This window comes from Niallia laureatilytica, assembly GCF_046613985.1.
GTDB lineage: Bacteria > Bacillota > Bacilli > Bacillales > Cytobacillaceae > Niallia.
Map to the genome: position 1 here is coordinate 40,385 of NZ_JBKKHP010000015.1, position 13,455 is coordinate 53,839.

Sequence of the window (13,455 nt, forward strand, 5' to 3'; positions counted from 1 at the left end):
TCCCTTAATCAATTTCTGACTACCAAAAAGCGTAAATTTGAACATTCTGCGACAATTGACTGTTTTCACCTCTTGAAAAGCCAATATAGGGAATTTCCCTAATAGTTAGTTCGAAAGAAAGGTCGATACAATGGAATAGTAGATCGAGTCGGTTTTAAACAGGAGGGCTCATAATGGCTAAACGGACAAAGAAATTAAACTTTTTTAAGAAAACAGAAAAATTTAATGGTAACTGGTCTGTTTTACAAGAAACAGACCGCGAATGGGAAAATATTTACCGGGGGAGATGGGCGCATGACAAAGAAGTGCGGACAACTCACGGTGTTAACTGCACAGGTTCATGCAGCTGGAAGGTCTTCGTTAAGAGTGGCATTATTACATGGGAAAATCAAGCAACAGATTATCCAAGCTGCGGACCTGATATGCCAGAGTTTGAACCAAGGGGCTGTCCGCGGGGAGCAAGCTTTTCTTGGTATGAGTACAGCCCGCTGCGCATTAAATTTCCATATATGCGAGGACGGCTTTGGAAAATGTGGCAAGAAGCATTACAACATTATCAAGACCCAGTCAAAGCATGGGGAAGTATAGTCGAGGATAAAGAAAAAGTAGACTCTTATAAGAAGCTTAGAGGAAAGGGCGGCATGATTCGCGTTACATTTGAAGAAGCGTATCAAATGATCTCCGCTATGCTTATTTATACGATAAAAAAATATGGACCTGACCGAATTGCCGGGTTTTCCCCTATTCCTGCGATGTCCATGATCAGCTATGCTGCAGGCAGCCGTTTTTTAAGCTTGATCGGAGGAGAGCTACTAAGCTTCTATGATTGGTATGCAGACTTACCGCCTGCTTCTCCGCAAATATGGGGGGAACAAACAGATGTACCAGAATCTAGTGATTGGTATAACGCCGGTTATATCATGATGTGGGGCTCGAATGTTCCATTAACACGAACACCAGATGCGCATTTTATGGCAGAGGTGCGCTATAAGGGCGCAAAAGTTGTTTCTGTGGCGCCTGATTATGCAGAAAGTGTTAAATTCGCAGACAACTGGCTAGCACCTCACCCAGGAACAGATGCAGCCTTGGCACAAGCGATGACACATGTAATTCTGAAGGAATTTTATATAAACCGGAAAGAAGAAGCATTCATTAACTATGCAAAAAAATATACAGATTTACCATTTTTGTTAAAGCTGGAGCCAACTAGTGACGGCAAGTTTAAAGCAGGCCGATTTCTTCGAGCAGAAGAGCTGAAAAACGATGACAACATGGTTAATGGAGCATGGAAACCAGTTCTTTTAGATGAAGATTCCAATCGCATTGTAGTGCCAAATGGAACGATTGGCCAGCGTTGGAATGATAACGAAAAATGGAATTTAAAGCTGGAAACAGAAAGAGGAGAAGCAATTTCGCCCTTATTATCTACTCTTTCACAAGAGAATGCAGAAAAAGTAAAGATACAATTTCCGTTATTTGAATCAAGTGGAAATAAAGTTTTTGACCGGCCAATTTCCGCTATTCCGATTTTATTAGCAGACGGTTCCACCGAGTTTGCTGCAACTGTTTATGATGTCATGCTTGCCCAATATGGTGTTTCAGAAGATCCGGCGGTCCTAATTGAAGATGATATTTACACGCCAGCCTGGCAGGAGCCGATTACTGGAGTTAAAGCAAGCATCGTCGAGCAAATAGCAAAAGAATTTGCCCAAAACTCGATTGACACACAAGGTCGCTCGATGATCATCATGGGGGCTGGAATCAATCATTGGTACAACAGTGATACGATTTACCGAGCCATTTTGAACTTAGTTATTTTAACAGCATCTGAGGGAGTTAACGGAGGTGGCTGGGCTCATTATGTTGGTCAGGAGAAATGCCGTCCGTATGAAGGCTGGGGAACGATAGCCTTTGCGAAGGACTGGCAGGCACCGCCTCGTCAGCAAAATGGAACATCCTTCTTCTATTTTACATCTGATCAGTGGCGATATGAGGAAGAAGAGCTAGGCAACAAACTATATGCTTCACCGCTTGTGAAGGATATAACATATAAACATCCAGCTGATTATAATGTGCTTGCTGCCAGATTAGGCTGGTTGCCTTCTTACCCGCAGTTTAATAAAAACTCATTAAACTTTGCGAAAAACAATAAAAATCCGGAAGACATAATTCCTAATTTGGTAAAGGAATTAAAGTCAGGAGAAACATCCTTTGCTATTGAAGACCCTGATAATCCAGTGAACTTTCCACGTGGTTTATTTGTTTGGCGCTCCAATTTAATGTCCAGCTCCAGTAAGGGGCAGGAATATTTTATGAAGCATCTGCTTGGCACGACTGAAAATGTGTTAGCTTCTCCAAGTCATAGCTTTAAACCAGAGGAAGTGAAATGGCATGAGGAGGAACAAACAGGCAAAGTTGATTTATTAGTTACATTGGATTTCCGTATGACTGCAACTCCGATGTACTCCGATATTATTCTGCCAGCAGCAACCTGGTATGAAAAGGAAGACTTAAGCAGTACAGATATGCATCCATTCGTTCATCCCTTTAATAAAGCAGTTGATCCTGTCTGGGAGTCTAAATCAGACTGGAACATATTTAAGGGACTTGCGAAATCTTTTACAGAAATGGCTCAGTCCCAGTTTGATGCTCCTGAGATTGATGTAGTGTCCGTTCCGCTCAACCATGATGCACCTTCGGAAATAGCGCAGCCATATGGATTAGTGAAGGATTGGAAAAAAGGCGAAATCGATGCAATCCCTGGCAAGACCATGCCAAACTTTACACTGGTAGAACGTGATTATCGGCAAATTTATGACAAGTTTATCACATTAGGACCAAAAGTTGGTACGTACCCAACAGGGGCCCATGGTGTTAATTACAAAACAACTGAACAATATGAGGAATTAAAACAATCGTTAGGCACTTATGATGATGATACAATCAAAAACGGTTTGCCAATCATTGCCGATGAAAAAAAAGTCGCCAACAGTATATTAGCACTATCAAGTGCAACTAACGGAGAGTTAGCTGTTAGAGCGTGGGAAACGATGGAAGAGAAAACAGGCATGCCGTTAAAGGATATTGCAATAAAACGGCAAGGTGAAAAAATGACGTTCGAAAGTGTGACCGTCCAGCCAAGAGAGGTTATTCCAACACCAATTTTCACCGGTTCTAATAATGATGGCAAACGATACTCACCTTTTACAACAAATATCGAAAGGCTTGTGCCTTTTCGAACATTGACAGGACGTCAGCATTTTTATCTCGATCATGAATTGTTCTTTGAATATGGCGAGAACTTACCAGTCTATAAACCGACATTGCCGCAAATTATTTTTGATGAACAGGATAATATGCCGGCAGCTGAAGCTAACTTAATTCTTCGATACATGACACCACATGGTAAATGGAATATCCACAGTATGTATCAGGATAATCAGCATATGCTTACTCTCTTCCGCGGTGGTCCTACTGTCTGGATAAGTGATATAGATGCAAAGAACGCTGGAATTAAAGATAATGATTGGCTTGAAGTATTTAATCGCAATGGTGTAACAGTTGCCAGAGCGGTCGTTAGTCACCGCATGCCGCGGGGGTCTTTGTTTATGTATCATGCTCAGGACCGCCACATTAATATGCCTGGTTCAAAGCTTACAGGAAATCGCCCGGGAAGTCACAATGGACCAACAAGAATACATGTAAAACCAACACAAATGGTAGGCGGATATGCACAGCTTAGCTACGGGTTTAACTATTATGGTCCGATTGGCAATCAACGTGACTTGTATGTTGTTGTTCGGAAGCTGAAGGAGGTCGACTGGCTTGAAGATTAAAGCGCAAATCGCAATGGTATTAAATTTAGATAAATGCATCGGCTGTCATACATGCAGTGTTACATGTAAAAATACATGGACAAATCGGCCAGGTGCGGAATATATGTGGTTCAACAATGTTGAAACAAAACCAGGGATAGGCTACCCAAAGCGCTGGGAAGACCAGGAGCATTATAAGGGTGGCTGGGAGTTGAATAAAAAAGGAAAGCTGCAGCTTAAGTCCGGCTCGAAAATCAATAAAGTAGCAACAGGGAAAATATTTTACAATCCAGATATGCCGAAGCTTGATGATTATTATGAACCGTGGACCTATTCATATGATAACCTTTTCTCGCCGAAGGAACGTGCACAGCAGCCTGTTGCACGTCCCCAATCATTAATAAGCGGCAAGGAAATGGAAATTGAGTGGGGACCGAACTGGGAAGATGATTTAGCAGGGGCTCCTGAAACAGCACCGCTTGACCCGAACATCCAAAAAATCGAAGAAGAAATCAAATTGAACTTTGACCATGCTTTTATGACGTATCTGCCAAGATTATGTGAGCATTGCTTAAACCCAGCTTGCGTTGCTTCCTGTCCAAGCGGAGCTATGTATAAACGGGACGAAGATGGGATTGTGCTAGTCAATCAAGAAGAATGCCGCAGCTGGCGCTTCTGTATGTCAGGCTGTCCCTATAAAAAAGTGTATTTTAACTGGAAAACAAGCAAAGCAGAAAAATGTACGTTTTGTTTTCCAAGAATTGAAAATGGACTTCCGACCGTATGCTCTGAAACATGCACAGGACGTATTCGCTATCTAGGCGTTCTTTTATATGATGCAGATCGTGTGGAAGAAGCGGCATCTGTCAGCAATGAAACAGATTTATATAAAGCACAGCTGGAGCTGTTTTTAGACCCAAATGATCCAGAGATAATCAGTCAGGCCAGAAAAGATGGGGTAGCAGAGTCCTTTATTGAAGCAGCACAACATTCACCAATCTATAAAATGGCGATTGAATATAAAATTGCCTTTCCATTGCATCCAGAGTATCGGACATTGCCAATGGTTTGGTATGTGCCGCCCCTTTCCCCGATAATGAGCTATTTCGAAGGCAAGGATTCCATTCAAAATCCGGATATGATTTTCCCGGCGATTGAAGAAATGCGCATTCCTGTCAGTTATATTGCCAGCATGCTGACTGCAGGTGACACGGATGTAATAACACTTGCTTTGCAGAAGATGGCTATGATGCGTCAATATATGCGGGCTGTTTCTGCTAATAAAGAATTTGATACCTCCCGATTAGAACGTGTCGGGTTAACGGAAAAAACGACGAAGGAAATGTATCGTTTACTTGCCATAGCAAAATATGAAGATCGTTTTGTTATTCCAACTTCACATAAAGAAGCATACTTAGATCCCTATACAGAACAAGGCACCTCAGGTTTTAGTGCATGCAATGGCTGCTCGTTGTCTGGGGGCGGTATGGGAGCAAACAACAACCCACCAGTCGACACAACAAATCAAAGCTTATATGAAAAGAATTTTTATGGAGGGATATGGCGTGATTAATCAACGTGAATTTGAAAAATACAGACCCATACTCCAAGAATTTAGTTTGATGCTGCTTTATCCCCAAGAAAGACGGCTAAAGCAGCAGGATTTTCCTTTAATAGAGTTATATAGTGAAAGCAATAAACAAATATCGGAAAATATGAATCGTTTTTTTGACTATATAAGCGAATTAACTCTGCTCCAGCAGCAGGAGTATTATGTGCAAACATTCGACTTCAGTAAAAAAACACCACTTCACATGACCTATGTAAAATATGAAGATGCCAAAGAAAGAGGGCAAATACTTGTCCAATTAAAATTGATGTACGCAATGTGCGGGTTAGAATTGGACTCAAAAGAGCTATCCGATTACTTACCTTTAATGCTAGAGTTTTTAGCAAATGGAGAATGGATACACAATAATCGTCTTCAGAAATGGCAGCTAATATTCGCAATAGTGGAGGATGGTACGTATTTTCTCCAGGAAGAATTGAAACAAAAAGACAATCCGTATCAGTATGTGATTCAAGCTGTTCGGCTTTCTTTAAAAGCATGTATGGAGTCAGAGAGGGAGGCGAATATACAATGAGTGGTGTAAACCAGCTCTTCTGGACAGTTATTCCCTATATATTCTTGATGATCTTTGTGTTAGGGATGATCTTTCGCTATCGCTATGATCAATTTTCATGGACAGCTAAGTCCAGTGAATTACTAGAAAAGAAGAAATTAATGATTGGGAGCAGTCTATTTCATATCGGAATTATCTTCGTGTTTTTTGGCCATGTGGGAGGCTTGCTTGTTCCGATTGAAGTAACAGAAGCTTTTGGTATCAGTAACCATCTGTATCATACGATTGCCGTATGGGTCGGCGGCATTTTCGGCTTCATGGCATATGTGGGAATCATTCTGTTAACATGGCGAAGATTATCAGATGTACGTGTCCGCTCCATTAGTACTTTCTCAGATATATCTATTAATATCATTTTAATCATCGTTATGTCTTTAGGTATTTTCAGCACATTTTTTGGCACGAGCAGTCAGCCGGATTTTAACTATCGTGAATCAATCTCGATTTGGTTTAGACAGTTATTTATTCTTCAGCCGGATGGCAGCCTGATGAGCGGAGTTCCGCTGCTGTTTAAATTACATATCATTTCTGCTTTTGCCCTGCTTGCTCTGTTTCCTTTCAGCAGATTAGTACATGCATTTAGCTTGCCAATAGGATATATTAAAAGACGATATATAATCTATCAAAAAAATGTGGTGCGTAAGTAATTTAAATATGATGCTAGAAAAGGGAATGAAATCAATTGACGCTTAGTGTAGAACAGAAAATAATCGACTTGTTAATTGAAATAAGACTTCAGCTGGAAGTAGATTTTGTCGGTTTGGCCATGGCAGCTGAGAATGAAGATGGCGATGTAGTGATCAAGTGGAAATATGTTTCAAACAATCGCAATAACCGCTATCAAAAAATTGTCCTGCAAGTAGGGAAAGGAATTGCTGGCATCGTTTGGAAAACTGCTCGCCCTTATGTGATAGAAGATGCAAAAAAAGATATACAGGAAACGAAAGACTTCCCATTAACTATTACAGAGCAGCTAGTCAGTATGGCAGCAATTCCTCTATTACACGGACAGGAAGTTCAAGCTGTTTTATTAGGCGGCTTTAGAAAAAAGAAAAAATTGAATCAAACCTTTATCAATGAATTGATTTCTATTTGTACAGAAATAAACCCATTATTAGATGAGTTAAGGGGATGAATAAATGGGAACTGCCATTTCTAAACAGAAATTGATTGAAGCAATGTTTAATAAAATGAATGATGCAGTCTTTTTTTTGCATGAAAATGAAGTTCTGTTTATGAATCCAAAAGCCATTGAGCTTATTAATAAATTTGAAGTGAATGTAGCCAATATGTCATCGATATGCCATCTTTGCAACGGCATGACAAATGAAACAGGTTATCAAACCTGCTCAAATTGTTTTATTGAAGGAGAAAAAAATCTAGAGTCTTTTCAGTTATTTTTATCAAAAAAGAACGATCAGCATGCAGATGATACACCGTTTAGCGGCAGCTACTTTCCTCTTGAGGAAGTGGATGACGTAAATGTGCTTATCTTACGAAATTTAACAAACCAACAAGAAACAGAAAAGCTTCAATTCCAAAAATCTTTAACAGAATATGTTATCCATGCATCAGAAGAAGAAAGAAAGCGGCTTTCACGAGAGCTGCATGATGGCTTGGCACAGGAAATCTACAGTGCCCTCATACAATTACAATCTATGAGATATACAAATGATTACGAAAAAGTGAAAGAAACAGCTAGCAGTATCGAAACAATTATCGTAAAATCTCTAAACTCGATAAAATCGATGGCCATCGATTTACGTCCGGCAGCTTTAGATGATATGGGACTTTATGCAGCGTTAAAGTCCTATTGTAAACGATTTGAAGAAACATTCGGCATGGAGGTTGAGCTTTACAGCAATATTCAAACAGAACGTTATACAGGCAAGATTGAAACAATGGTATACAGGGTATGTACGGAAGCGCTTATTAATTCCGCTAAATATGCTGACACAGATGAGGTTGTCGTCTACTTACTGGCTGGCAAAAAACAGCTGCGTGTTGAAGTAATGGATGAAGGCTTAGGCTTCGATTTGCATAATATCCATGTAAAGGGAACAGGTCTTGGTCTGCGAAATATGGAGGAAAGAATCTCTCTGCTTGGAGGAAAATTTTCCATTGAAACATCCATTGGAATCGGGACCAAGGTTTTAGCTGTCATCCCACTAGAACAGGAGGAGCATGAAGATGATTAATGTATTAATTGCTGATGATCATGCCATCGTCAGAAGCGGTCTTTCCTTCTTAATTGACGCACAAGAGGATATGAAAGTAGTTGGGACTGCAGCTGATGGCTTTGAAGTTACTTATTTAGTAGAAAGACTTCAGCCAGATGTTGTTCTAATGGATTTAAGTATGCCTCCTGGAGAAAACGGACTTTCGGCAACAAAGAAAATCAAAAAGGCTTTTCCTCCTATTCAAGTCTTAATACTAACGATGCATGATGATGAAGAATATTTATATCACGCTTTTAAATCAGGTGCAACAGGCTATATTTTAAAAAATGCTAAAGATGATGAGCTGCTTCATGCTATTCGTGCAGTAATGAAAGGGGAAAGATATATTCACTCTAAAGTCTCGACTAAAATGGTTCGTGAACATATTGAGAGTCCAGAGCAAGATCCTGAAATCGTGGATTCCTATTATTTATTATCAAACCGTGAGCAGGAAGTGCTTCCGTTAGTTGCACTAGGATATGGAAATAAAGAAATTGCAGACAAATTATTTATTTCCGTGAAAACAGTGGAAGCACATAAAGCAAATATGATGAGTAAGTTAGGCCTTACGACAAGGCCTGAGCTTGTCCAATATGCAATAAAAAAGAATTTAATAGATTTATAAGGTTTGCCTAGTAGTTACATTACTAACACTAAGGAGAGAAGTTAAATGAACTTATCTCGAAAACCAGTCCAAATTAACGAAGTGATCGAGAGAATTTGGGAGCATCATAATCCAGGCATGACAGAAATCGTTGCTATTGAAGACAATACAGACCGTTTTTTAGGAGAGGATATTATCGCAAAAACGGATGTACCGGCATTCGATAAATCACCATATGATGGGTTTGCGCTGCGTGCAGAGGATACTGCTTGGGCATCATCAGAGAATAGGATAGAATTCGAGGTCATTGATAAAATCGGGGCAGGCTCAGTATCACATAAAAGAATTGGTCGCCTCCAAGCAGTTCGAATCATGACAGGAGCACCAATTCCATCCGGCTGTGATACGGTCATCATGTTGGAGCTAGTGAAGGAGATAGAAAGAGACGGAAAGAATTTTATCCAAATTACTCGAAAGCTAAAAAAGGGAGACAATATATCCTTTCGTGGAGAAGATATTAAGTCTGGAACACTGCTAGTAAGGAAAGGAACAAAAATAAATCCTGGAATTCAATCCTTGTTAGCAACATTTGGTTTCAAAAAATTAGCCGTTATGCGTAAACCGAAAATCGGGGTTCTTGCTACAGGTGATGAACTATTGAATGTAGAGGAACCATTAGTTCCCGGGAAGATACGTAACAGCAACAGCTATATGATTGTAGAACAAATTAAACGAAGCGGTGCAAAAGCAATCCATTATGGAAAGATACCAGATACCTTTACAGCGACATATGACGCCTTACACAAGGCAATTGCTGAAGTAGATATGATGATTACAATAGGTGGAGTATCAGTTGGAGACTATGACTATATGCCAAAAGTATATGAAGCGCTTGGAGCAGACATTCTTTGCAATAAAATAGCGATGAGGCCAGGAAGTGTTACAACAATTGCAAGCTTAGATGGAAAGCTATTGTTTGGGTTATCTGGGAATCCTTCAGCTTGTTATGTCGGTTTTGAACTGTTTGCACGCCCCATCATTCGGCATAGCTTGGGCAGCAATAAACCTTTTTTGAAAAAAGTAAAAGCGATTTTAGACGTTGATTTTCCTAAGGCTAATCCGTTTACACGCTTTGTGCGCAGCAAGCTTTTTACTGGCGGAACACAGTTATTCGTAGCGCCAATTGGTATGGATAAGTCCAATATTATCTTTTCACTTGCCTATGCAAACTGCCTGATGGTCCTTCCTGGAGGAACGAGAGGTTATAAAAAAGGCATGGAAGTTGAAGTGCTTTTATTAGAAGATCACGAAGGAAGTGACCTATTTTGATACTTCAATACGTAGGCTTTCAAAACAGCGGCAAAACAACGGCAATGGAGTGGACGATTCAGCAATTAACAGAGAAAGGCTATAATGTCATCGCAGTCAAGCATCATGGACACGGCGGCATTCCTGACAATATTGTGAAGGATTCCACAAAGTATAGCGATGCAGGTGCTGTTGCAAGTATAGTAGAGGGTGAGGGAGTTCTCCATTTAGAGATAACTAATCAAAAGTGGGATATCGAAAAAATCCATATGCTGCTGTCTTGTTTAAATTATGATCTTTTATTAATAGAAGGATATAAACAGGAGCAATTTCCTAAAGTCGTTTTCACACGGTCAGAACGTGATCTCGATCAGTTGCAGTTTCTCTCAAATATTCATTCCATAATCCCATTCTGTGATCAATTAGCAGATAAGAAGGCATACATAAACAAATTGGTTGCTTGGATTGAACAGGAATTACCGAAGAGGAAGCTAGTTTAACAAGTTATTCACTGTAGAGGAGTAATATAGATGTCAGACGTAATATTTAACTATTTAAGAAGTGTAACGCTTTTTAAAGAGCTTTCAGATGACGAGCTTCTTCCTATTGCAGACATTTCCTATATGAAGCTATATAAAACGAAATCATTTATTTATATGCAAGGTGACCCGCTTGATAGAGTATTTTTTCTATACGCAGGTAAACTTAAAATCCATCGCACAGATGTAACGGGAAAGGAACAAATCGTAGCAGTGCCACAAGTCGGCGAAATGTTTCCTCATGTTGGATTATTTCGGAAAGGGAGCTTTCCAGCACATGCAGAAGTACTTAAAAATGCTCAAGTAGTTGTCACACCAATCACTGAATTTGAACAAATCCTAATAAAACATCCTGAATTATGTATGAAAATGTTTACGTTTCTCGCTGAAAAAATCATTGACTTGCAAGACCGATTGGTCGAACAAATCCTGCACAGTTCCTACGATCAAATAGTGATGTTGTTAATACGTTTATGTAAGTCAAATGGAGTACCTTTTACTAAAGATTTATATCTCATTACTACACACTTTACTAATCGAGAGCTTGCTAACATGATTGGATCATCAAGAGAAACAATAAACCGCACACTTAATCAATTACGAAAAAAGCAGTTAGTCAGTACTACTACGGAAGGTAATTTATTAATACATTTAGAAAAATTAACAGCTGAACTTAACTAATCAAGCAAGTGAAATGGGAGGATTTCATATGGTTTTGCCAAGAGAACACGGAACTTGGATGATGTTTTTTCTTCCATATCTGCTCGGAATGATATTGTCTGGACCTAATTGGCTTCATCTTGTTCTTTTAATCGGTTGGTTTTTTATTTTTTTGACATCTACACCACTATTGAATATCATCCGTAAGCCAAAATTAAAGAAAGATATGCTTCCATGGGTACTAAAGTATAGTACAGCTGCTATCCTATTTACCGTTCCAATTATATGGATGCAGCCAATTCTCTTATGGGGCATATTCTTATTATTACCACTGCTCTTTGTTAGTAGATATTTCATTAAAAAAAAGCAAGAGAGGAGCTTATGGAATAATTTAAGCGGCATTCTTATTTTTTCTCTCGGGGGAACAGCTGCTTATATAGTTGGGCAAGGAAGCTTAACGAAAGAGGCAATCCTATTGTTATGTATTACCACGCTCTATTTTATGAGCAGTGCCTTTTACGTGAAATCATTAATCAGGGAGCGAAAAAATCCCGCTTTTAAAAGAAAGTCTCATATTTTCCACCTATTATTACTACTATTTCCTTTGTTAATAGCCTTACCGTGGATGACGATAGCGTACTTGCCAAGTGTGTGCAAAGATTTTTTTACTACAAGAAAGAGGCCAATAAAACCGCTAAGAATTGGCATTATAGAGATCATTAATGGAATTGTGTTTTTTTTAGTAAGCTTATTTTTTCTTAAGTAACGAAATGGAGAGGGCATATGCATCAATATATAGGTACTATATTAGCCGGCGGACAGTCTAGCAGATTTGGTGAACACAAAGCCTTTGCGAGGAGAAAGAATAAATTTTTCTATCAATATTCTATAGAAGCACTCCAAGCTATTACCTCCAAAATCTATTTAGTTTCACATCCTGCCATTACAGATAGATTTATTGCTAAGGAAGTAACCATCATTCAAGACACGCCCAGTTTTCAAGGGTATGGACCCCTTGCTGGAATATATAGCGTCATGGAAAGAGAGCAAGCTGAATGGTATTTCGTTTTGCCAATTGACAGCCCGTTTATTACGCATCAGAGTATGGAGGTATTATTAGCTCATCTAGAAGACGGATATGAAGCAATCGTTCCAATTGTAAACGAAAAATCTCAGCCTCTAATTTCTATTTACAACTTTAAAATCAAAAAAAAGCTCTTTTCTGCATTAAAAAGCCAAGATTTATCGATGAATAGCTTGTTGACACAGCTTCATGTGAAATTTGTGGAGGAGTTTAACGAAGATAGTTTTATTAATATTAACGAACAAAGGGACTATATCAAGTTTATTACATGAAAAAAAGAACATGAACAAAATCTGTCATGCTCTTTCTAACAATTAAGCTAGTTTAATTGCTCGTTTAAACAATACGTTATTTTCTAAATGGATATGTTGAAACATATCTGCTTCAAGGGCACAAAGACGATGATAAACAAGACGATAGGTGCCGCATGCATTGCTTGGAGGTGTGAAGTCATTTGTAATGTCACGCAGTTCCTTCAAAATGTCTCCAGCGTTTTGATGCTCGCTCTCAAGCTCTGCAACAATAGCAGTTAATTTTTGATAATTTTCGTCAGTTGGCTGTTGTTCATATTCCAAGATTAGCTTAAAGTCTTCATTTTCTTCTTTGTGAATATGGTTCTCTAATTCTGCTTTGAGTTCAAAAAACAGCTTGTGTATTCTTACTAAATGAGGATTATTTTCACCGTGAACACGCCTAACTTTTGTTACATATGGACTTAACAGTGGTAATTCTTCTCGTAAAAAACGGTGATGCTTACTGACAATATGGTCTATTAATTCACTAGAAGAAGCTTTTTTCCAGTCTATCGCTGCTTCATTTAATAAATTTGTTTGTTCGTAAAGTGTAGATAAGTTTGTTAACACTTCATCTATTGATAAATTTCTTTCAGTAACTGCTTCAATCAGCGGACGATTACCGCCACAGCAAAAATCAATACGGTATGTTTTAAAGAGATCACTGGCCTTTGGAAACTCGGTAACAATCTCACTAATAATAGAATGCTCGTTAAATGGTTGATTCATCATATAGCCTCCAGTACTTTG

13 protein-coding genes are annotated in these 13,455 nt (G+C 39.0%); 12 read left to right on the forward strand and 1 reads right to left on the reverse strand.

What is annotated here, in order from left to right:
- Positions 1 to 173 precede the first annotated feature (173 nt).
- The 12 genes from ACLIJJ_RS24075 to ACLIJJ_RS24130 are packed head-to-tail and all read left to right on the forward strand — an operon-like array spanning position 174 to position 12,684.
- Positions 174 to 3,836, forward strand: coding sequence for a nitrate reductase subunit alpha (locus tag ACLIJJ_RS24075; protein WP_411411822.1), 3,663 nt, complete (start codon positions 174 to 176; stop codon positions 3,834 to 3,836).
- A complete protein-coding gene (gene narH / locus ACLIJJ_RS24080) occupies positions 3,826 to 5,388 on the forward strand; it encodes a nitrate reductase subunit beta (RefSeq protein ID WP_237942699.1) in 1,563 nt (520 codons plus the stop codon). Before ACLIJJ_RS24075 ends, narH begins: the two co-directional genes overlap by 11 nt.
- Entirely contained in the window at positions 5,381 to 5,959 is a 579-nt protein-coding gene (gene narJ / locus ACLIJJ_RS24085) for a nitrate reductase molybdenum cofactor assembly chaperone (RefSeq protein WP_233315293.1), read from the forward strand. The genes narH and narJ overlap by 8 nt, the downstream gene beginning before the upstream one ends.
- On the forward strand, positions 5,956 to 6,645 hold the full coding sequence (gene narI / locus ACLIJJ_RS24090; RefSeq protein ID WP_233315292.1) for a respiratory nitrate reductase subunit gamma: 690 nt from the start codon (positions 5,956 to 5,958) through the stop codon (positions 6,643 to 6,645). Before narJ ends, narI begins: the two co-directional genes overlap by 4 nt.
- 35 nt (positions 6,646 to 6,680) lie before the next feature.
- Positions 6,681 to 7,133, forward strand: a complete 453-nt coding sequence (locus ACLIJJ_RS24095; RefSeq protein WP_233315291.1) for a GAF domain-containing protein — start codon at positions 6,681 to 6,683, stop codon at positions 7,131 to 7,133.
- A gap of 4 nt (positions 7,134 to 7,137) precedes the next feature.
- Entirely contained in the window at positions 7,138 to 8,196 is a 1,059-nt protein-coding gene (locus ACLIJJ_RS24100; RefSeq protein ID WP_411411823.1) for a sensor histidine kinase, read from the forward strand.
- A complete protein-coding gene (locus ACLIJJ_RS24105) occupies positions 8,192 to 8,842 on the forward strand; it encodes a response regulator (RefSeq protein ID WP_233315647.1) in 651 nt (216 codons plus the stop codon). Before ACLIJJ_RS24100 ends, ACLIJJ_RS24105 begins: the two co-directional genes overlap by 5 nt.
- A 45-nt stretch (positions 8,843 to 8,887) precedes the next feature.
- Entirely contained in the window at positions 8,888 to 10,150 is a 1,263-nt protein-coding gene (locus tag ACLIJJ_RS24110; RefSeq protein WP_411411824.1) for a molybdopterin molybdotransferase MoeA, read from the forward strand.
- On the forward strand, positions 10,147 to 10,629 hold the full coding sequence (gene mobB / locus ACLIJJ_RS24115) for a molybdopterin-guanine dinucleotide biosynthesis protein B (protein ID WP_251645862.1): 483 nt from the start codon (positions 10,147 to 10,149) through the stop codon (positions 10,627 to 10,629). The genes ACLIJJ_RS24110 and mobB overlap by 4 nt, the downstream gene beginning before the upstream one ends.
- A gap of 30 nt (positions 10,630 to 10,659) precedes the next feature.
- On the forward strand, positions 10,660 to 11,349 hold the full coding sequence (locus ACLIJJ_RS24120; RefSeq protein ID WP_233315287.1) for a Crp/Fnr family transcriptional regulator: 690 nt from the start codon (positions 10,660 to 10,662) through the stop codon (positions 11,347 to 11,349).
- Between the two features lie 28 nt (positions 11,350 to 11,377).
- Complete coding sequence (locus tag ACLIJJ_RS24125) at positions 11,378 to 12,094, forward strand: YwiC-like family protein (RefSeq protein WP_237942711.1); 717 nt, start codon at positions 11,378 to 11,380, stop codon at positions 12,092 to 12,094.
- A gap of 17 nt (positions 12,095 to 12,111) precedes the next feature.
- Positions 12,112 to 12,684: a molybdenum cofactor guanylyltransferase gene (locus ACLIJJ_RS24130; RefSeq protein WP_411411825.1), complete on the forward strand. Its 573-nt coding sequence runs from the start codon at positions 12,112 to 12,114 to the stop codon at positions 12,682 to 12,684.
- Positions 12,685 to 12,726: 42 nt separating this feature from the next.
- Here the strand turns inward: ACLIJJ_RS24130 and ric are convergent, their stop codons facing one another.
- Complete coding sequence (gene ric / locus ACLIJJ_RS24135; protein ID WP_233315646.1) at positions 12,727 to 13,434, reverse strand: iron-sulfur cluster repair di-iron protein; 708 nt, start codon at positions 13,432 to 13,434, stop codon at positions 12,727 to 12,729.
- Positions 13,435 to 13,455: the final 21 nt, after the last annotated feature.

Excerpts from the sequence above, each read along its gene's own strand:
- ACLIJJ_RS24075 (WP_411411822.1), top strand. The coding sequence starts at position 174 with ATGGCTAAACGGACAAAGAAATTAAACTTTTTTAAGAAAACAGAAAAA.
- narI (WP_233315292.1), top strand. The coding sequence starts at position 5,956 with ATGAGTGGTGTAAACCAGCTCTTCTGGACAGTTATTCCCTATATATTC.
- ACLIJJ_RS24100 (WP_411411823.1), top strand. The coding sequence starts at position 7,138 with ATGGGAACTGCCATTTCTAAACAGAAATTGATTGAAGCAATGTTTAAT.
- ACLIJJ_RS24110 (WP_411411824.1), top strand. The coding sequence starts at position 8,888 with ATGAACTTATCTCGAAAACCAGTCCAAATTAACGAAGTGATCGAGAGA.
- ACLIJJ_RS24120 (WP_233315287.1), top strand. The coding sequence starts at position 10,660 with ATGTCAGACGTAATATTTAACTATTTAAGAAGTGTAACGCTTTTTAAA.
- ACLIJJ_RS24125 (WP_237942711.1), top strand. The coding sequence starts at position 11,378 with ATGGTTTTGCCAAGAGAACACGGAACTTGGATGATGTTTTTTCTTCCA.
- ACLIJJ_RS24130 (WP_411411825.1), top strand. The coding sequence starts at position 12,112 with ATGCATCAATATATAGGTACTATATTAGCCGGCGGACAGTCTAGCAGA.
- ric (WP_233315646.1), bottom strand. The coding sequence starts at position 13,434 with ATGAATCAACCATTTAACGAGCATTCTATTATTAGTGAGATTGTTACC.